The following is an 18,167-nucleotide window of genomic DNA, read 5'->3' as shown; positions in this document are numbered from 1 at the left end:
CCCCTGCGCCGTGGTTGGTTCAGTGTTCCGACGGACTCGTGGCCGGCACCGCGGCCGCCTCGGCGCCGTCGCCGCGTACGCCGACCCCGGGTGCGTCGCCGCCTGCCGGCCGGAATGCGGGCCGGGGCCGGCCGCGAACCTGGCCGAGCGCCATCACCACGCTCGTGATCACGATGAGCAGCACGAACAGCCCCCGGTAACCGGAGGTGTGGACGACCGCGCCGGCGACGAGCGGAAAGACGCAGATCGCGACCTCGAACAGCAGGCCCGCCATCGGCAGCATCCGGACGCGTTCCGCGGGCCCGGCGAGGTTGACCGCACGGGCCTGGAAGGCCGGCAGGCCCAGGCCGTAGGTGCACCCGAGCAGCAGCGACGCCAGGCAGTACAGCACCGCACTCGACCCGACGAAGACGAACGCCACCGCCGCCGCGGTCATCCCCACCGTCGTCACGGCGACCACCCGGTCGGAGGCGCTGTCGGGCAGGATGCGGGCGAGCCCCAGGCGCACCGCGATGACCGCCACCGTGTAGGTCACGTAGAAGACGTCGAAGTCAAGATGCCGGCTGTCCGCGAAGGTGGTCTGGAAGCTGTTCATGGTGGTGAACACGCACGCGCTCAGCAGCACCATCGCGAGCGGCACCACGCTGGGCGATCGCAGCGCGCCCCGCCAGCCGGTCTCCGCCACGCGCACAGGCCCACCCGGGTTGTCCAGACTGCCCGGGCTACCCAGGGGGTTACCTGGGCTGCCCGGCTCGGATGCCAGCAGAGGCTCCGCGTCGGCCGGATCCCGCTGCGGGCCGGGCGAGCCGCCGCCGGGCAGGCGCCGCAGCTCGACGGTGAGCGGGATGACCAGCACGGCGGCGGCGGCCGCGAGCGCGGCCCCGACGGCGAACACCTGTTGGTAGCTCAGCCCCGCGTCCCGCAGGGCATTGCCGAGGACCGGGCCGATGCCGAACCCGGCCTGGATGGTCCCGGTCGCGTAGCCGATGAGCGTGGCCCGGTTGCGGTCGGTGGCAAGATCGGAGGCGATCATCGGCGCCGCCGTGTAGGTGACCGCCCAGGCCGTGCCCAGCACGATCGCCGCGACCACGAGCACGGCGTTGCGGGAATGCACCCCGGTCATCAGGAGCGCGGCGCCCGCGTACACCAGGCAGGAGCCGGCCAGCAGCAGGTTCGGCGGCACGGTGCGCGGGAATCGCAGCAGCAGGGCGAGCGCGACCGCGGTCGGCACCGCCGCGGCGGCGGTCAACGCGCCGTAGGTCGCCTCGCTGCCGCCGACCGTCTTCACGAACGGTCCGAGCAGCAGCAACACCCCGTAGGCCGAGGACGCCAGCAGCACGACGGTCACCAGCAGGACGAGCACGGCCCGCTCACCGTGGACGGATCGCCGGCGCGGCGACCCGCCGGCATTCGCGACGCCGTCGCCCAGTCCGCGTTCGATGACCCGCCCACCCTCCGGCCGCACCAGTAACCAGAATCTGCGGAGCCGAGGAGGCACATTGTTCCGCAGGTGCGGAAGAAAAGTAGCACGCAGACCGAATGCTCGGAGAGGGAACATCGCCGATACCGGCAGCCGGCGGGCGGTGCAGTGCGGTCCGCGGACGGGGCGGTGCGGTGGGCGGGGGGCGGTGGACGGGGCGGGGCGGTGCGCGGACGGGGCGGTGGACGGAGCGATGCGCGGACGCGGCGGTCAGCGGACGCGGGCGAGGTAGCCGTGGGCGAGCAGCCAGGTGACGTCCACCCGGGCGGGCGCGCCGGGGATGAGCGACCCGTCGAGCTGGTACTGGACCCCTCCGCCTGGCTGGCCGAACCAGGGCGCGATGGGTCCGCCCCAGACGGTGAACGGGCGCAGCACCCGGTACTCGTGGTAATCGCACGCGGCGGCGGGCACGCCGACCAGGTTCGACGGCGGGATCGCCCGACGGGCGTAGGGCGTGTCGTCCGGGGCGAGGAAGCGGCCGCCCTCGGCGCCGTAACGGTCTATCTCCTGCCCGGGCCGTAGATCCGTGGGTGCCTTCTGCGGCGTCGCGTCCGTCCGCAGCACGAACCCGTCCTGCGGGGGGTAGCGCCAGCTGCGGCTCGCCGGGTCCCAGAAGAGGTCGAGGAACTGCGCGGGCTGGTAGGGACCGGTGCGCCACCACGGCCGTAGCTGGCGGCCGACCTCACCGAGCAGGGGCAGGTCCGCCGGTCCCAGTCGGGGATCGCCGCGAAACGGCTCCGCCGAGCAGGTGTCCAGCGGGCCGCGCGGCGCCGGCCCCACGACCTTCTTCGGAGCCGCCACCGCCCCGGTCGACGCCCCCACCGCCCCGGTCGACGCCCCCGGCGCCCCGGTCGACGCCCGCTCCGCCCCGACCGACGCCCGCACCGCCGCGGTCGCGGGCCCCGCGGACGCCGCGGACGCCGCCGACGCCCCACCGACCAGCAGGATCACCGCAGCGGCGATCGAGCTCAGGAACCGTCTCATCCGCCCGCCACACCTTCCGACAGTCACGGTCCGCATCTGATCGCGACGTACGGTAACAGTCGGGGGTGTCGAAACCGAGCACCTCGCGGCGAAGCGGCGGGCGAGCCACGGGAAGCGGGATCATCCGGGGACTGCCGGTCCGACTGCCCGCTGGCTACTCTGCAGGACATGACCGCCGAGATCCCCGATCCCCCGCCGGCGCCGGACCTCCGCGTCTCCGACGCGGAGCGGGAGGAGGTCGCGCAGCTCCTGCGCCAGGCGCTCGCCGAGGGCCGCCTGACCTTCACGGAATACGACGAGCGGGTCGGAGCCGCCTACGCCGCCCGGGCCCGCGCGGACTTTGCCCCTCTGACGATCGACCTGCCGAACCAGCCGAACCTGTTCGCCGCGGTGGCCCAGCCCGCGCAGCCGTCCGCGCCGAGCACGGTCGGCGACGGTGCGACCAGGCCGGGCGGGGCCGGCCGAACGCCCGATCCGGCCCGGCGCGAGCCGGGCGGGGTGGACTGGACGGTCGCCGTGATGAGCGGCAACGAGCGCGCCGGCCGGTGGCGTCCCAGCCGCCACACCCGCGCCGTCGCCGTGATGGGCGGATGCGAGCTGGACCTGCGGGAGATTGCCTTCCCCACCGACACGCTGCTGATCACGGCGGTCGCCGTCATGGGCGGCATCGAGATCATCGTTCCCGAGGGCGTGGAGGTCGAGGTGACCGGCGTGTCGGTCATGGGCGGCCGCTCCGTCAAGGTCGCCGACGCGCCGCGGCGGCCGGGAACGCCCGTCGTGCGCGTCCGGGCGATCGCGGTGATGGGAGGTGTCGAGGTGCGCAGCAAACCGCCGCGGCGGACGAAGGCCACCGGGCACACGGGAACCGCGCACAAGAGTCTCGATGGGGGCCGCGACGCCGGGCACCCCGACCGGGATCCCGATCGGGACCGACCGGAGGATCGCGGATGAGCCGCCCGTTCCGTCAGGTGGACGTGTTCACGACCACCCCGTACCAGGGCAACCCGGTTGCGGTGGTGCTGGACGGGACGGGGCTCGACGACGACGCCATGCGCCGGTTCGCCCGCTGGACGAACCTGTCGGAGACCACCTTCGTCCTGCCGCCGACCTCACCGGCGGCCGACTACCGGGTCCGCATCTTCACCCCGGCGTTCGAGCTGCCGTTCGCCGGGCATCCCACGCTCGGCACCTGCCACGCCTGGCTCGCCGAGCAGCCGGCGTCGGCTCGACCGGCGGAGATCGTCCAGGAGTGCGGGGTGGGCCTCGTGCACCTGCGGCAGACGCCGGACGGGCTCGCCTTCGCGGCGCCGCCGCTGCGCCGCTCCGGGCCGGTCGAGGCCCCGCTCGTCGCGCGGATCAGCACGATGCTCGGCATCGGCCCCGCCGACGTCGTCGCGGCCGAGTGGGTGGACAACGGTCCGGGCTGGGTCGCGGTCCTGCTCGCCGACGCCGACGCGGTCCTGGCCCTGCGACCGCGCGGCGTCGACCTGCCCGTCGGGGTGGTCGGGCCGTGGCCGCCCGGCTCGGCGGCGGCGTTCGAGGTGCGGGCGTTCGTGCCGATGGGCGACGTGACGATCGAGGATCCGGTGACCGGCAGCCTGAACGCCTCGCTCGCGCAGTGGCTGCTGGGCTCCGGGCGGGCGAGCGCGCCCTACACGGCCAGCCAGGGCTCCGCGCTGCACCGGACCGGCCGGATCCACCTCTCGACGGACGCCGACGGCACGATCTGGGTGGCCGGTGCGACGGTCACCTGCCTGTCCGGCACCGCCGAGCTGTGATCACCCCCGCGCGCTGACCGGACGGTCCCGGATCCTGCCGCCCGACGCCGGAACGCGCCACCGGTCAGTTCTCCACCCAGCCGTACTTCTCGGCGATCCGGATGAGTTCACTCCTGATCCGGATGATCTGCGTCCCGGTCAGGGTGGGTTCGATCCGCAGCAGCGTCTCGGTCACCTCCTGCGTGAGTTCACCCACCGGAAGGACGTCGCAGAGCCCGTCGGAATCATCGGCGTGCACGGCCACCCGCGGTGCGGCGGAGGGAGCCGGGGAAGCGGAACCGACGATACGCGCCGAACTGGCTTTCAGGCCACGCTCCCCCTCCTCCACCTCGAACTCCATGAAGGTTCCGGGAACGACGAGATTCTTCTCGACGAGCAGGTCGTTTGCGTGCAGAAAAATATCGTCGCCACCGTCACTGGGCGCGATGAAACCGTAACCCCGCACGTGATCGAACCTAAGGACCTTACCTGTACTCACGACTCACCTCAACAGCACCAGAAAGACCATCATCTCGGCAATGACGCCCCCGTCCACCCAACAGCCACACGGCAGAACCGGGACCAGGCCGCCAATCATACCCGGCGCCGCACCACACGGACCCCGACCCACCGTGCCCGGCACCGGGCGGCGAAAACCGACCGCCAGCCCAGGTAGGGCAGCGCGGGGTTCATCGCCGATCGGCCGACGAATTCTTCGCCGACACAACCACTTCCGCGAGAAAACAACCCCGGAGCGCGTTTCCCGGTCTCCACCGCCTCAGCAGATTCGCGGAAGCTCCGAGCCCGTCGGCAGATCAATCACGCGGCTTCCGCCGAGCCCGGTCCTGGCGACCACCATCGGTGCGTCGTCCTCGGTGACGGTGCCGATCGCGGCGGCGTCCCGGCCGTGCGGATGCGCCCGCATCACCTCCAGTACCCGATCAGCGTCCGCCGCCGGGACGACGGCCACGAGCTTCCCCTCGTTGGCGATGGCGAACGGGTCCAGGCCGAGGACGCTGCAGGCATCCGCGACCGACGCCGCCACCGGGACGTCCCGTTCGGTGACGGCGATGCCCACCCGGGCGCCGCGAGCGATCTCGTTGAGGGTCGCCGCCAGGCCGCCGCGGGTGGGGTCGCGCAGCGTGTGGATGTCGACGCCGGTGGCGAGCATGGCGGCGACGAGGCCGCCCAGCGGCGCGGTGTCGCTGCGGACCAGCGTGGCGAACTCCAGCCCCTCGCGGCAGCTCAGGACGGCGACCCCGTGCGCCCCGATCTCGCCGCTGACGAGGACGACGTCCCCCGGGCGAGCCCGTCCCGGTCTGATGTCGACGCCGTCGGGCACCAGTCCGAGGCCGGTCGTGTTGATGTAGACCCCGTCACCGTGGCCGGCGTCGACGACCTTCGTGTCCCCGGTGACCAGCCGGACCCCGGCCGCCCTGGCCGCCGCGCCCAGGGCGTCGGCGACCCTGGCGAGTTCGGCCAGCTCGATGCCCTCCTCCAGGATGAAGGCGGTCGACAGGTAGCACGGGGTCGCGCCCACCATGGCCAGATCGTTCACGGTGCCGTTGACGGCGAGATCGCCGATGGAGCCGCCGGGGAAGAACAGCGGGCGGACGACGAAGGAGTCGGTGGTGAAGGCCACCCGCGCGCCGCCGAGCGTGACGACCGCGGCGTCGGCCAGCTCGGTGGCGCCGGCCAGCCCGGTGGCGCCGGCCAGCCCGGTGGCGCCGGCCAGCCCGGTGGCGCCGGCCGGCCCGGTGGCGCCGGCCGGCCCGGTGGCGTCGGCCGGCCCGGTGGCGTCGGCCGGGCTCCGGAAGGCCGGCAGGAACAGGTGCTCGACGAGCTCGGCGGACATCGCACCGCCGCCGCCGTGCCCCATGACGATCGTGGGGGAATCCGCCAGCGGGGCGGGACAGGTCCAGGCGGCGAGGTCAGGCACAGGCCACCTCCCGCGCGGGCCGGACGTCCGCCGGGGCCGCCGAGGCCGACGTGGCCGCCGGGGCCGCCGTGGCCGCCGGGGCCGCCGTCGCAGCCGTCGGAGCAGCCGCCGGGGCCGTCGTGGTCGACTGGCCGAGCCGCCGGTAGAGGTAGTAGGCCGCGCAGGCACCCTCGGCGGACACCATCGTCGCGCCGAGCGGCGTCCGCGGCGTGCACCGGTGTCCGAAGGCGGCGCACTCGTGCGGCTTGATCAGGCCCTGCAGCACCTCGCCGGAGCGGCACACCGAGGACTCCTCGGTGTGGATGTCGCGGACGGCGAAGCGGGTCTCCGCGTCGAACTGCGCGTAGGCCGCCGACAGCCGCCAGCCGCTGTCCGGGATCACCCCGATGCCGCGCCAGGCCCGGTCGGTCACCGTGAAGACGTCCCGCAGCATCGCGATGGCGGCCGGGTTGCCCGCCGCCGGCACGGCCCGCGGGTAGGCGTTGTCCAGCTCGTGGCGGCCTTCCTCCAGTTGCGTCACGGTCCGGCGGATGCCCTCGAGCAGGTCGAGGGGCTCGAAGCCGGTGACCACGATCGGCACCTGGTACCGGCGGGCGAGCTCCGGGTACTGCCCGGTGCCCATCACGCTGCACACGTGGCCGGCGGCGAGGAACCCCTGGACCCGGCAGCTCGGCGATTCCATGATCGCGGCCATCGCCGGCGGGACCAGGACGTGTGAGACGAGCAGCGAGAAGTTGCGCACCCCGCACCGCTTCGCCTGGTAGACGGTCATCGCGTTGGCCGGTGCCGTCGTCTCGAAGCCGATCCCGAAGAACACCACCTGCCGGTCGGGGTTGCGCCGGGCGATCGTCAACGCGTCCAGCGGCGAGTACACCACCCGCACGTCGGCGCCGGTGCTCTTGACCCGGAACAGGTCCCGGCCGCTACCGGGAACCCGCAGCATGTCACCGAACGAGCAGAAGATGACCCCCGGCCGGGAGGCGATCTCGAGCGCCCGGTCGATGATCTCCAGCGGGGTGACGCAGACGGGGCAGCCGGGGCCGTGGATCATCTCGACGCCCGCGGGCAGCAACTGGTCGATCCCGTGCCGGATGAGCGAATGGGTCTGCCCGCCGCAGACCTCCATGATCGCCCACGGCCTGGTCGTCACCGCATGGATCTGGTCCAGCAGTCGACCGGCCAGGGCGGGGTCGCTGAACTCCTCGAGGTATTTCACCGGTGCACCCCCTCAGGCTGGGCGTCGCCGGCGGACGTGACCGACCCGCCGCCGAGTTCCTCGGCGAGCAGGCCCATCCGGGCGATGGTGTCCAGCGTTTCCAGCGCGGACTGTTCGTCGAGCCGCTGGATGGCGAACCCGACGTGGACGATCACGTATTCGCCTACCGTGGTGTCCGGCAGGTACTGCAGGCAGACGTCCTTGCGCACCCCCCCGAAATCCACCTCGGCCATGCGGGTGCCGTCCCGTTCCCCGATGGCGACGACCCGTCCCGGAACCGCGAGACACACGGCGCTCACCCCCTCGCTTCCTGGTCATCCGCTCCCCCGCGCGCCGGCCGCGCCGGCCGCGGCGATCACGAGCTGGCCCAGCGCGATACCGCCGTCGTTCGGCGGCACCCGTCGGTGCCGCAGCACCGTGAAGCCGGCGGCGCGCAGCGCCCGGGCGGCCGCCGTCGCGAGCAGCACGTTCTGGAACACCCCGCCGGTCAGTGCCACGACGTCGAGCCCCCGCTCGGCCCGGGCCCGCCGGGCCAGGTCGACGACCAGGGCCACCACGGCGCCGTGCAGGCCGGCGCTCATCGCCTCGACGGCGAGCCCGCCCCGCAGGTCGCGGACGAGCCCGCGGATCACGGGCGCCGCGTCGGCCACCAGCGGACCGCCCGGCGGCTGCGCCCGGTGGACCGCGAAGGCGTACCGGTGGCGCCAGGCGTCGGGGCCGTCCGGGCAGCGGCGGGCGCGCGCCTCCAGCTCGATCGCCGCCTGGGCCTCGAAGTCCGCGCGGTGGCGGACGCCGAGCAGGGAGCTCACCGCGTCGAACAGCCGCCCCATGCTGGCGGTGGGCACGCAGGCCAGCCCGGTGGCGAGCTGATGGGTCAGGACGCGCCGCTCCGCCGCCGGGCAGGCGGCCACCGGCGGCAGGTCCTCGTCCCAGCAGACACCCCCGTCCCCGTCCCCGTCCCCGCCGACACCGGCATCCCAGCCGATGCCGGCGGCCCACAGGTGCGCCAGCGCCATCCGGTAGGGGCGGCGCACGGCGGCGTCCCCCCCGGGCAGCGGGACGTAGGCGAGGTGGGCGAACCGCGCGAAGCCGCGGTAGTCGGCGATCAGCGCCTCGCCGCCCCACACCGCCCGGTCGGTGCCGTAGCCGGTGCCGTCGAAGGCGAAGCCCAGCACGGGACGGTCGCCGGCCAGGCCGTGCTCGGCCATCACCGCCGCGACGTGCGCGTGATGGTGCTGCACCGAGCGCACCGGCCGGCCGGCCGCGTGCCGGCGCGCCCACTGTCGGGAGCGGTAGCCCGGATGGTCGTCGGTGACCAGAACGGCGGGTCGGATGCCGGTGAGCCGTTCGAGGTGCTGTTCGGCGGCGGTGAAGGTCCGCAGCGTGTCGGGGTCGTCCATGTCCCCGATGTGACCGCTGAGCCAGGCGGAGCGGCCGGCGCCCAGCGCGCAGGTGTTCTTCAGGTCGGCGCCCACCGCCAGGGTCGGCTCCACGGCGAACGGCAGCCGCACCGGCAGGGGGGCGAAGCCCCGGGAGCGGCGCAGCGGCAGCGGCTCCCCGTCGACGACCCGGATGACCGAGTCGTCGCAGGGCACGTGGATCGGGCGGTCGTGGCGCAGCCACGCGTCGGCGAGCGGGGCGAGCCGGCGGCGGGCGTCGGCGTCGTCGGCGGCGATGGGTTCGCCGCCGAGGTTGCCCGACGTCATCACCAGCGGCGCCGGAGCACCACCGGCCGCCGCCACCGCGGCGAGCAGCAGGTGGTGCACCGGGGTGTACGGCAGGAGCAGACCCAGGTCGGGGCTGTTCGGCGCGACCGCAGCGGCGAGCGCGGGACGGCCGTCGTCGCGCCGGGAGGCCAGGACGATCGGGTGGGCGGTCCCGGCCAGCAGCGCCGCTTCCGCCTGGTCCACCTGGGCGAGGCGCCGGGCGGCGGTGAGGTCGGCGACCATGACGGCGAACGGCTTGTCCCCCCGCCGCTTGCGCCGCCGCAGCGTCGCCACGGCCGCCTCGTCCGTGGCGAGGCAGGCCAGGTGGTAGCCGCCGATGCCCTTCACCGCGACGACACCGCCGCCGGCCAGCAGCCGGGCCGCCGCCGCCAGGGCATCCTCGCCGACCGGCGTCTCGCCCGGGACCGCCGGTGCCGTCGAGGGGACGAACTCCAGGCGGGGCCCGCACTGCGGGCAGGCGATCGGCTGAGCGTGGAAGCGGCGGTCCCCCGGATCGCGGTACTCCCGCGCGCAGGCGGGACACAGGGGAAAGCCGGCCATCGTCGTCGCCGGCCGGTCGTACGGCAGCCCGATGATGATCGTGAACCGCGGTCCGCAGTTGGTGCAGGTGATGAACGGGTGGCGGTGGCGGCGATCGGCCGGATCGGCGAGTTCACGCAGGCAGTCCGGGCAGGTCGCGACATCCGGGGAGACCATCGTGTGCGGGGCGTCGCCCGCGCGGGAGCCGGCGATCGTGAACGCCGCGTCGCCGCGGGGCGCCAGGTCGGTCGCCGTGACCTGCTCGATCACGGCCAGGGGCGGCGCTTCGGCGGTCAGCCGGCGGCCGAACTCCGCCACCGCGCCGGGCGCGCCCTCGACCTCGACGATGACCCCGTCGCTGTCGTTGCACACCCAGCCGGACAGCGCCAGATCGGTCGCGGCCGCGTGGACGAAGGGCCGGAAGCCGACGCCCTGCACGAGGCCGCGCACGGTGATCCGCCGTCGCCGCCGACCGTCGGAGCACCCGGACCCGGCCGGGCCGGCCGCGCGCCCGGCGGGCATGGCCGGCGCGGGGGCGGGGGCGGGGCGGGGCGGGCTGCTCACCGTCACATCCGCTTGATGCGCAGGTACCGGACGATGGCGGGGTACTCCCGCCACATCATGCCGGCCACGCCGGCGCCGGTGGCGGCCAGGAACTTCGTACGGTTGCTCATCGGCTTCCCTCCTCGGAGACGACCCCGGACGACGTCGCGGTGCGCGACGCCTGCGCCGCGCGCCGGCTAGCCCGGTGACAGGTTGGGCATGCTCGGCGAGATCGGGTCGCGGTCGTGTGGTCGGATGCCGGTCGAGCGGCGGGCGTCGGCGGTGCCGTCGCCGTGGTGACCCGGCTCCCTCTCGTAGGAACCGACGGCGTTGCCCTCGCGGACGCCCGCCACATGCGCGGTCGCATCCGGACGGACGTCCGGCTCGCCGACTCGGATCGGTGCCATGGTGTCCTCTCTCCCTGGTCTGTCGCCCCCGCTGGGCCGGTCGCCCTCGCGGGTCAGTTGCCCGCAGCGCCGCGGCCCAACGGGGAGCCGCGGCGGGAACGTGCGGGCAGCGCGGCGAAGAAGTCGTCCACCGCGGGCCAGACCCGGCTGCCCCCCGACAGCCCCGTCCACTCGCGCCGGACGATCGCGACGAGCCGATAGCAGTCGTCGATCGGGACGATCCAGAACTCCCGGCGGCCCCGCGCGGTGTTCGCCAGGAGCGCCTCGACCCGGGGGGTCAGTCCGGCCAGCACCGGCGCCCGGGCGACGAGCCGGCGCCAGGCGGCCGGCTCCAGGTCCCAGTGGGTGGCGCCGATCGGGCTCGGGTACCGGGCCCGCACCGCGCCGTCGTCGCCGGGCACGACGAACGCCAACCCGACAGGGATACCCAGCGCGCGGGGATCGGACCCGTCCCGGCGCGGGTCGGTCATGCGGTCCTGGTCGGCCAGGCGGTTCTGGTCGGCCACGCGGTCCTGGTCGGCCGCGCGGTCCTGGTCGGCCACGTGGTCCTGGTCGGCGACGCGGTCCTGGTCGGCGACGCGGTCAAGGTCGACGACGCGCAGCCGCCGCTGCGGGACGAGCCGGTAGTGGCCGCGCGCGGCGGCGTCCCGGTCGAACAGCAGCGCGCAGGCCCGGCACAGGCACAGCAGCAGGTCGTTCGACTCGTCGAGCAGGTGGCGGTGCTCGCTCGGCACGGGGGCGGCGCACAGGTCGCACCGCTCCCCGTCCGGCCCGGCCCGGACGAGGCCCGCCCGCACCACCCGGTCCAGCGCACCGCCGGCGCCGGGCACGGCAGGCGGGCCGGCTCCGGTGCCGGGCACGGCGCGCGGGGCGCCGCCGGGGCCGGGCGCGGGACGCAGGTCGGTCGTCACGGCCGCGCGCTCCTGGCGAGCGGCGGGGTGAGCGGCGAGGTGAGGACCGCGTCCAGGGGGACGAAGGCGGCCTGGTGCGCGTCACCCGCGACAGCGGCCTGGCGCCGGACGTCGGACAGTTCGGGCGCGACCGCGAGAACCGCCTCGCGGACCGCCGCCAGGACCTCGCCCGCCGCGGAGCCGCACCCGCCGAGCGTGAGGCTGATCTCGGCGACGCCCCGCTCGATGCCCACCAGTTCGATCTCGCCACCCCGGTCGCGTACGGCCGGTCGCAGCCGCTCGATCGCCCGGGCCACCCGCCGGTCCACCGGCTCGGGGTGCACGTCGTGCAGGACGAGCAGATGGCCGACCAGCTCGTCGGCGGTCAGCGCGGCGGTCACGTCGGGGGCGCCGGCGGCGTACCCGGCCACCCGGGCGAGCGCCTCGCCGTACACCGACGCGAGCGTGGCCACCGCGTCCAGGGCCAGTTCGCCGCTCGGCCCCGGGATCCGCTCCACCTCGGCGAGCGCCTCGTCGAGGTGGGTCAGCCGGGCGCGCACCGCCCGGTCGTCGAGGCGGTGCCCGCCCTCGGCGCGTGGGCCATCCTCGCCGCGTCGGCCGTCCTCGCCGCGTCGGCCGTCCTCGCCGCGTCGGCCATCGTCGCTGGCCGGATCAGCCATGGCTCGCCCCGAACATCGGCGCGTGCACGGTGCGCAGTGTGCGGCCGTGTCCCAGGTACATGTGCACCCCGCAGGGCAGGCAGGGATCGAAGCTGCGCACCGCGCGCATCACGTCGACACCCTTGAACGACTCCGGGCCGTTCTCCTCGAAGATCGGCATGTTCTGGACCGCGTCCTCGTAGGGTCCCGGCGTGCCGAACGAGTCCCGGGGGCTGCCGTTCCACGGCGTCGGCGGGTAGGGATGGTAGTTGGCGATCTTCCCGTCCCGGACCACCATGTGGTGCGACAGGACCCCGCGGACGGCCTCGTGGAAGCCGCAGCCGATCGTCTCGTCCGGCACCTCGAAGTCGGTGAAGGTCCGGGTGTCGCCGGAGCGCACCCGTGCCATCGCCCGTTCCAGGAAGTGCAGCGCCATCCCCGCCGCATAGGCGACGAAGTACACCCGGGCCCGGTCTCGCTCGATCGCATTCGACCAGGCGGGCGGGGACCACTTCAGGTCCATGGCGGGCAGGGTGCGGCTGCGCGGCAGCGAGATCTTCACCGCGCCGTCGCCGGCGGTCACGTACGGCGTGTCGACCAGGCCCGCGAGCGCCGTGACGTAGAGGCGGGCGAAGGGGCCGCCGCCGGTGTCGAGCGCGAGATGGTCGCCGGTGCCCTCGTCGAGCCAGCGCGGGCTCATCACCCAGCTGTACTTCTCGCCGAAGTCACGCTTCTGCGGCTCGGGGAAGGTCGTCTGGTTCCACGGGTGGCGCATGTCGACGGGATTACCGAGCGGGTCCCGCTCGACGAACGGCTCCTCGTTGACCCAGTCCTTGTAGAAGGAGCTGCCCAGCAGGATGCGGATACCCAGGTTGATCTTCACGAGATCGGTGGTGAGCAGTTTTCCGTCGACGACGATGCCGGGGGTCACGAACATCGCGCGGCCCCAGTCCGTCATGTTCTCGTACCGGTAGTCGACGACGTTGGGATCCTGGAAGGCCCCCCAGCAGCCCAGCAGCACGCGCCGGCGGCCGACCTCCTCGTAGCCGGGCAGTGCGTCGTACCAGAAGTCGAACAGGTCGTCGTTGAGCGCCACGGCCTTCTTGACGAAGTCGAGAATCTCCATCAGTCGGGTGAGGTAGTCGGTGAAGACGGTCGGTTCGGGCATCGTGCCGACCCCACCCGGATACAGCGTCGAGGGATGGACGTGCCTGCCCTCCATGAGGCAGAACATCTCCCGGGTGATGCGGCTGACCCGCAGCGCCTCGTTGTAGATCTGGCCCTCGAACGGGTTGAGCGCCCGCATGATGTCGGCGATCGTCCGCAGGCCGTGCACCTCGGCGTGCGGGCAGGCGGTGGCCTCGGCCCGCGCGAGCACGCCGGGGTTGGTCTCCTTGACCATCGCCTCACAGAAGTCCACGAACACCAGGTTGTCCTGGAAGATCGTGTGGTCGAACAGGTACTCGGCGGCCTCCCCGAGATTGATGATCCACTCCGCCATCGGCGGATTGGCGATGCCGTAGGCCATGTTCTGGGCGTAGACCGAACAGGTGGTGTGGTTGTCCCCGCAGATGCCGCAGATCCGGCTGGTGATGAAGCCGGCGTCGCGTGGATCCTTCCCCTTCATGAACACCGAGTAGCCACGGAACAGCGAGGAGGTGCTGTGGCACTCGGTCACCCGCCGGTTGGCGAAATCGATTTTCGTGTAGATGCCGAGGTTGCCGATGATGCGCGTGATGGGGTCCCACGCCATCTCGACGATCTGGCCGGGCTTCTCCGCGGCCCGCAGCTGTTCGGTGGCCGTCATCACACCCGTCCCTTCGGCCGATAACTCGGGTCGTAACCGGTGGTCAGCAGATCCCGGTTGTGCCGCCACCTCGGCTCCCGGTTCACCGTGGCGTTGGTGATGCCCCGCAGCCGCCGGATGACCGACCCGTACGGCTTCACCGCGAGCGAGGACAGGCTCGCCCCCGGCGGCATGTCCATGAACGGCATGAACTTGTCGGGGAACCCGGGCATCGTGCAGGCGATGCAGATACCCCCGACGTTCGGGCACCCGCCCACGCCGCCCATCCAGCCTCGCTTGGGGACGTTGCAGTTCACCACCGGGCCCCAGCAGCCGATCTTCACCTGGCACTTCGGCGAGTTGTAGTCCTTCGCGAAGTCGCCCTGCTCGTAGTAGCCCGCGCGGTCGCAGCCCTCATGCACCGTTCGACCGAAGATCCACTGGGGTCGGTGCTGGTCGTCCAGCGGCGGCGGCGGGGCGGTGCCGGCCGCGTGGTACAGCAGCCAGGTCAGCGTCTCCATGAAGTCGTCCGGCTGCACCGGGCAGCCCGGGACGTTGACGATCGGCAGGTTGCCGGCCGAGGTGAAGTCGCGCCCCAGGTAGTCGAGCAGGCCCATCGAGCCGGTCGGGTTGCCCGCCATGGCGTGGATGCCGCCGTACGCGGCGCAGGTGCCGATGGCGATGACCGCCCAGGCCCGTGGCGCGAGCCGGTCGATCCACCAGTTGATGGTCAGCGGCTGGCCGGTGTCCGGGTCGTTGCCGAACGACGTCCAGTAGCCCTCACCGTTGATGTTCTCGTTGGGGATGGACCCCTCGATGACGAGGACGAACGGTTCCAGCTCGCCGCGGGCCGCCGCGCGGAAGGGGGCCAGGAACTCCTCTCCCCCCAGCGTCGGCGAGAGCACCTTGTTGTGCAGGTGGACCGTCGGCAGGCCCGGGATGACACCGGTGATCACGTCCTCGATGGCCGGCTGCGAGGCCGCGGTCACCGAGACCGTGTCGCCGTCGCAGCTCATCCCCTCGGAGATCCAGAGGATGTGCACCTCGTCGACGCCACTTGGCCGCGCCTGCCCGGCCGGCCGTTCGTCCGTGGCTGTCATGTCGACCTCTCCCTTCCCTCACATGCCGTGTCCGGCTCCCACGAGTCGGGGGTGCCGGAGGATGTCGCCGATGAGGTCGACCGCCCCGTCGACGGCGGCGCGCACCGCGCCGGAGAGCTCCATCCGGTCCGCCACCACGGCGGGTCTGCACCCGACGACGACGACCTGGCCGATCTCGCCGCCGAGATCGCGCACCAGCCGCAGCACGACGTCCGGGGACATGCCGTGCGCGTCCACCACCGCCGCCGCGTCCCCGGTCGGCGCGTCGCCGACCTCGGGTCGCAGGACCGTGAGGGTCCCCGGGGGCTCGTCGGACGGCAACGCGTCGACGAGGATCACCGTGTCGTACCGGCCGTCGAGCAGCGCGAAGGCAAGGTGCAGGCCCCGGATGCCGTAGTCGGCGACGTCGACCTCGCCGGGCAGGTTCGCCGGGTCGAGCCGGCGAACCACCTCGACCCCGAATCCGTCATCGCCGAGGAAGATGTTCCCGACGCCGGCGACCAGCGTCCTTCCCTCGCGCGGGCGGGGGCCGGCGGCGCTCACGGCGCACCCGCCCGATCCGCGTCCGCCGGGTCGTCGAGCGCGTCGTCCGCCGGGTCGCCGAGCGGGTCGAGCTCGTCGGGAGCGAAGTAGAAGTAACGGCCGGCCGCCCGGTGCAGGTCGCCGGTCTCGTCGCCGTCGAGGGTCACCGCGGCGTGCCGGCCGCCGTCGACGTCGAGGAAGATCGCCTCAACCCGGGCGATGCGGCCGGCGAGGAACATGTCATGGGCGTCGGAGCCCCGAGCGCGCGGACGCAGCCGGACCCGACTGCCACGGGCGACGGTGACGCCGCCGACCCGCACGCTGTCCCGGCCCGGATGGACCGACCTGTCGGCCTCCGGTTCCCACCACGCCGGCTCCGGGCCGGATGGCGACTCCGGACCACATGGCGGTTCCGGACCACATGGCGATTTCGGGCCGGACGCCGGCTCCGGTGCGGACGGGACGGTCGGTGGCTCGACCGGCCGCAGCGACCGCACGGCGCCGTGCAGTCGGTCGAGCATGGCGCGCGGGATCCCGTCGACCCGGTCGATGATCTCGGCGGCCCGCGGGTCCGTGGCCCGCGCCTCCCGCTTCTCCTCGTCGGTCAGCGCGCGGGTGCGCAGCGAGAGGATCTCGTCGATCTCGGTGGCGTCGAACAGATCCCCCGGGCTCTCCGGAGCCGTTCGGGGATCGTCGTAGAGGATGATCGGTGAACACAGCATGACGTCCCGGGCCCCGCCGGCCACGACGGGGAAAACCCGCAGGTTCTCGCATCCGCGGGCCGCCCCCGCCGCCCAGACGGGCGGGTCCAGCAGCGACAGGAACCGGCCGCCGCGCACGCCGAGCAGGCTGTGCGCGGCGACGAGCGAGCGGCGCAGCGCCTCGCCGCGCGGCCGACCCGCGCCGAGGTCGGTCACCGTGTTCTCCACAACCGCCCGCAGGCGATGGAGCCGGAACGGTGCCTCGGCCCGCGTCACGGACAGGTGGACGGCAGCCGTCACGGGCCAGCGGTGGCGGACCACCCGGGCCGCCGCGGGCCGCGGACCCAGCGGTTCGACGTCGACGCCGCCCGAGGCGCGCAACGGCACCGACAGCCGGCCGGCCCGGTCGGTCAGGTCGGACAGCGACACGGCGAGATCGAACTCGCACGGCCGCGCCTCGTCGAAACTCAGCTCGCGGGTGTCGCCCAGCTCCAGCTCGTCGACCGGCGCAAACCGCCCGTCCGCCGCCCGGCGCTCGACGCGACGCCGCATCACCTGGAGGAACCGCAACCGCAGGAACACCGTCGCCGAACCCGTCGCCTCCACCAGGCATTCGGCCTGCTGGAACGATCCGTCGGCCGAGCCCGAGACACCCGGCGATCCCGACGAGGGCTGTTCGGCGATCCATCCCGGCGGTGCCAGCACCCCGAACTGCCAGCGCACCCGGTTCTTCCCGGAGGAGCGCCGGTAGGGGTAGAGCAGGTAGCCCTCGTAGAGCACCGCGTCGGCGACCGCCCGCGCCGCGTCGAACCCGGCCGGTACGTCGGCCGACCGCGGGCCCGATCGGGTCGTCACGCCGGTCGCCGTCATCGCGGCCGTGACCCGCGACAGGCTGGCTCCAGGCTGCCCATGACGGTGTCCCTCCCGGTGGGGTCGCGACGCGGCCGACCTGCGCACCTCCACCACGTAAGACTCGGTCGAGTAATAACTCGATGTGTCCTTCAAAGCACTCTTAGTTGTTCCCAGACGAGCTGCCCGGGACCGGCCGCGTCAAACCCGTCCCGCCGCCCCCGCCCGCGGTCGGGCGTCGGGGCGATCGCGCCGCGCACGCAGCCAGGCGTACCAGGCGGCCAGGCCGGACTCTGGTTCGACGCCGGCAGTGTCGGCCGGCCGGTGAAGTCCGGACAGGGCGAGCACGTGGGCCGCGGGGTTGATCCGGCGAATCAACCCGACGCAATGATCGAGGTCGACCGCGAGAAACGGAACGAGGTCACATTTGGTGAGCAGGATAAGATCCGCTTTGGCGAACATGTGCGGATATTTCAGCGGCTTGTCCTCGCCCTCGGTGACCGAGGTGAGGACCACCCGAGCGCTCTCCCCCAGGTCGAACAGCGCCGGGCAGACCAGGTTGCCGACGTTCTCGACGAACACCACCGCCTCCGCGGGCGGGTCGAGGGCGCGCAGCGCGCGGTCGACCATGTCCGCGTCAAGGTGGCAGCCACGCCCGGTGTTCACCTGCACGACCGGGACGCCCGCGGCCCGGATCCGCTCGGCGTCGCGCACACTCTCCTGGTCGCCCTCGACCACCGCGAGCGGCCACCGCCCGGCGAGGTCGCGCACGGTCCGTTCCAACAGGGTCGTCTTGCCGGAACCGGGCGAGCTCATCAGGTTGACCGCGAGCACGTCGCGGGCGGCCAGCCGCCGGCGGATCTGCCCGGCCAGCTCGTCGTTCTTCGCCAGCACCCGCTGCTCCAGCAGCAGCTCACGTCCCGGGCTCCCCGCCGCCCCCGTGTCCGCCGCGGCCGCCCCGGTGTCCGCCAGGGCTGCCACGGTCGCCCCGGTAGCCACCGCCGCCGCCCCGGTGTCTGCCGGAAACGAGGTCAGCCGGGGCGCAGCGGTCGGGTCGTCGCAGCCGCACGTCTCGCACATCGGTCAGT

18 protein-coding genes are annotated in these 18,167 nt (G+C 73.6%); 2 read left to right on the top strand and 16 right to left on the bottom strand.

Annotation, left to right across the window (positions count from 1 at the left end):
- Positions 1 to 19: 19 nt before the first annotated feature.
- Both FRAAL_RS10525 and FRAAL_RS10520 read right to left on the bottom strand, forming a co-directional pair.
- Entirely contained in the window at positions 20 to 1,465 is a 1,446-nt protein-coding gene (locus FRAAL_RS10525; RefSeq protein WP_041939120.1) for an MFS transporter, read from the bottom strand.
- Positions 1,466 to 1,690: 225 nt separating this feature from the next.
- Positions 1,691 to 2,464, bottom strand: a complete 774-nt coding sequence (locus FRAAL_RS10520) for a TNT domain-containing protein (protein ID WP_083866750.1) — start codon at positions 2,462 to 2,464, stop codon at positions 1,691 to 1,693.
- A gap of 168 nt (positions 2,465 to 2,632) precedes the next feature.
- Between FRAAL_RS10520 and FRAAL_RS10515 the strand changes: the two genes are divergently transcribed.
- Positions 2,633 to 3,415, top strand: coding sequence for a DUF1707 SHOCT-like domain-containing protein (locus FRAAL_RS10515; protein ID WP_011603564.1), 783 nt, complete (start codon positions 2,633 to 2,635; stop codon positions 3,413 to 3,415).
- The gene (locus tag FRAAL_RS10510; RefSeq protein ID WP_041939119.1) at positions 3,412 to 4,242 is read left to right on the top strand and encodes a PhzF family phenazine biosynthesis protein; all 831 of its coding nucleotides are present in this window, start codon (positions 3,412 to 3,414) and stop codon (positions 4,240 to 4,242) included. Before FRAAL_RS10515 ends, FRAAL_RS10510 begins: the two co-directional genes overlap by 4 nt.
- 64 nt (positions 4,243 to 4,306) lie before the next feature.
- Here FRAAL_RS10510 and FRAAL_RS10505 read toward each other — a convergent pair whose 3' ends face one another.
- From FRAAL_RS10505 to hypB, 14 genes are all read right to left on the bottom strand, one after another.
- Positions 4,307 to 4,720, bottom strand: coding sequence for a cold-shock protein (locus FRAAL_RS10505; RefSeq protein WP_011603562.1), 414 nt, complete (start codon positions 4,718 to 4,720; stop codon positions 4,307 to 4,309).
- A gap of 279 nt (positions 4,721 to 4,999) precedes the next feature.
- Positions 5,000 to 6,100 carry a hydrogenase expression/formation protein HypE gene (gene hypE, locus FRAAL_RS10500; protein ID WP_011603561.1) on the bottom strand — a complete coding sequence of 367 codons (1,101 nt, stop codon included), beginning with the start codon at positions 6,098 to 6,100 and terminating at the stop codon, positions 5,000 to 5,002.
- 52 nt (positions 6,101 to 6,152) lie between these two features.
- On the bottom strand, positions 6,153 to 7,376 hold the full coding sequence (hypD, locus tag FRAAL_RS10495; protein ID WP_011603560.1) for a hydrogenase formation protein HypD: 1,224 nt from the start codon (positions 7,374 to 7,376) through the stop codon (positions 6,153 to 6,155).
- The gene (locus FRAAL_RS10490) at positions 7,373 to 7,675 is read right to left on the bottom strand and encodes a HypC/HybG/HupF family hydrogenase formation chaperone (protein ID WP_011603559.1); all 303 of its coding nucleotides are present in this window, start codon (positions 7,673 to 7,675) and stop codon (positions 7,373 to 7,375) included. Before FRAAL_RS10490 ends, hypD begins: the two co-directional genes overlap by 4 nt.
- 15 nt (positions 7,676 to 7,690) lie before the next feature.
- Positions 7,691 to 10,144 carry a carbamoyltransferase HypF gene (gene hypF, locus FRAAL_RS10485; RefSeq protein ID WP_050997354.1) on the bottom strand — a complete coding sequence of 818 codons (2,454 nt, stop codon included), beginning with the start codon at positions 10,142 to 10,144 and terminating at the stop codon, positions 7,691 to 7,693.
- 44 nt (positions 10,145 to 10,188) lie between these two features.
- Entirely contained in the window at positions 10,189 to 10,296 is a 108-nt protein-coding gene (locus FRAAL_RS36055) for a DUF6893 family small protein (RefSeq protein ID WP_372666776.1), read from the bottom strand.
- A 66-nt stretch (positions 10,297 to 10,362) separates the two neighbouring features.
- Entirely contained in the window at positions 10,363 to 10,572 is a 210-nt protein-coding gene (locus tag FRAAL_RS10480; RefSeq protein ID WP_011603557.1) for a hypothetical protein, read from the bottom strand.
- Positions 10,573 to 10,625: 53 nt separating this feature from the next.
- Positions 10,626 to 11,483, bottom strand: a complete 858-nt coding sequence (locus FRAAL_RS33965) for a DUF5947 family protein (protein WP_011603556.1) — start codon at positions 11,481 to 11,483, stop codon at positions 10,626 to 10,628.
- Positions 11,480 to 12,142 (bottom strand): NifU family protein, encoded by a 663-nt coding sequence (locus tag FRAAL_RS10470; RefSeq protein ID WP_041939117.1) that lies wholly within the window; start codon positions 12,140 to 12,142, stop codon positions 11,480 to 11,482. Before FRAAL_RS10470 ends, FRAAL_RS33965 begins: the two co-directional genes overlap by 4 nt.
- Positions 12,135 to 13,928, bottom strand: coding sequence for a nickel-dependent hydrogenase large subunit (locus tag FRAAL_RS10465; protein ID WP_011603554.1), 1,794 nt, complete (start codon positions 13,926 to 13,928; stop codon positions 12,135 to 12,137). Before FRAAL_RS10465 ends, FRAAL_RS10470 begins: the two co-directional genes overlap by 8 nt.
- On the bottom strand, positions 13,928 to 15,007 hold the full coding sequence (locus tag FRAAL_RS10460) for an NADH-quinone oxidoreductase subunit B family protein (protein WP_011603553.1): 1,080 nt from the start codon (positions 15,005 to 15,007) through the stop codon (positions 13,928 to 13,930). Before FRAAL_RS10460 ends, FRAAL_RS10465 begins: the two co-directional genes overlap by 1 nt.
- A gap of 18 nt (positions 15,008 to 15,025) precedes the next feature.
- Positions 15,026 to 15,550, bottom strand: a complete 525-nt coding sequence (locus FRAAL_RS10455; RefSeq protein WP_011603552.1) for a hydrogenase maturation protease — start codon at positions 15,548 to 15,550, stop codon at positions 15,026 to 15,028.
- Entirely contained in the window at positions 15,547 to 17,100 is a 1,554-nt protein-coding gene (locus tag FRAAL_RS10450; protein WP_050997067.1) for a hypothetical protein, read from the bottom strand. Before FRAAL_RS10450 ends, FRAAL_RS10455 begins: the two co-directional genes overlap by 4 nt.
- Positions 17,101 to 17,280: 180 nt before the next feature.
- Positions 17,281 to 18,159, bottom strand: a complete 879-nt coding sequence (gene hypB, locus FRAAL_RS10445) for a hydrogenase nickel incorporation protein HypB (RefSeq protein WP_050997066.1) — start codon at positions 18,157 to 18,159, stop codon at positions 17,281 to 17,283.
- Between the last annotated feature and the right edge of the window lie 8 nt (positions 18,160 to 18,167).

It is taken from the genome of Frankia alni ACN14a (assembly GCF_000058485.1).
Taxonomy (GTDB): domain Bacteria; phylum Actinomycetota; class Actinomycetes; order Frankiales; family Frankiaceae; genus Frankia; species Frankia alni.
The sequence above is the reverse complement of the archived record's forward strand: the minus strand, read 5'-3'. Positions and strand labels throughout refer to the sequence as shown.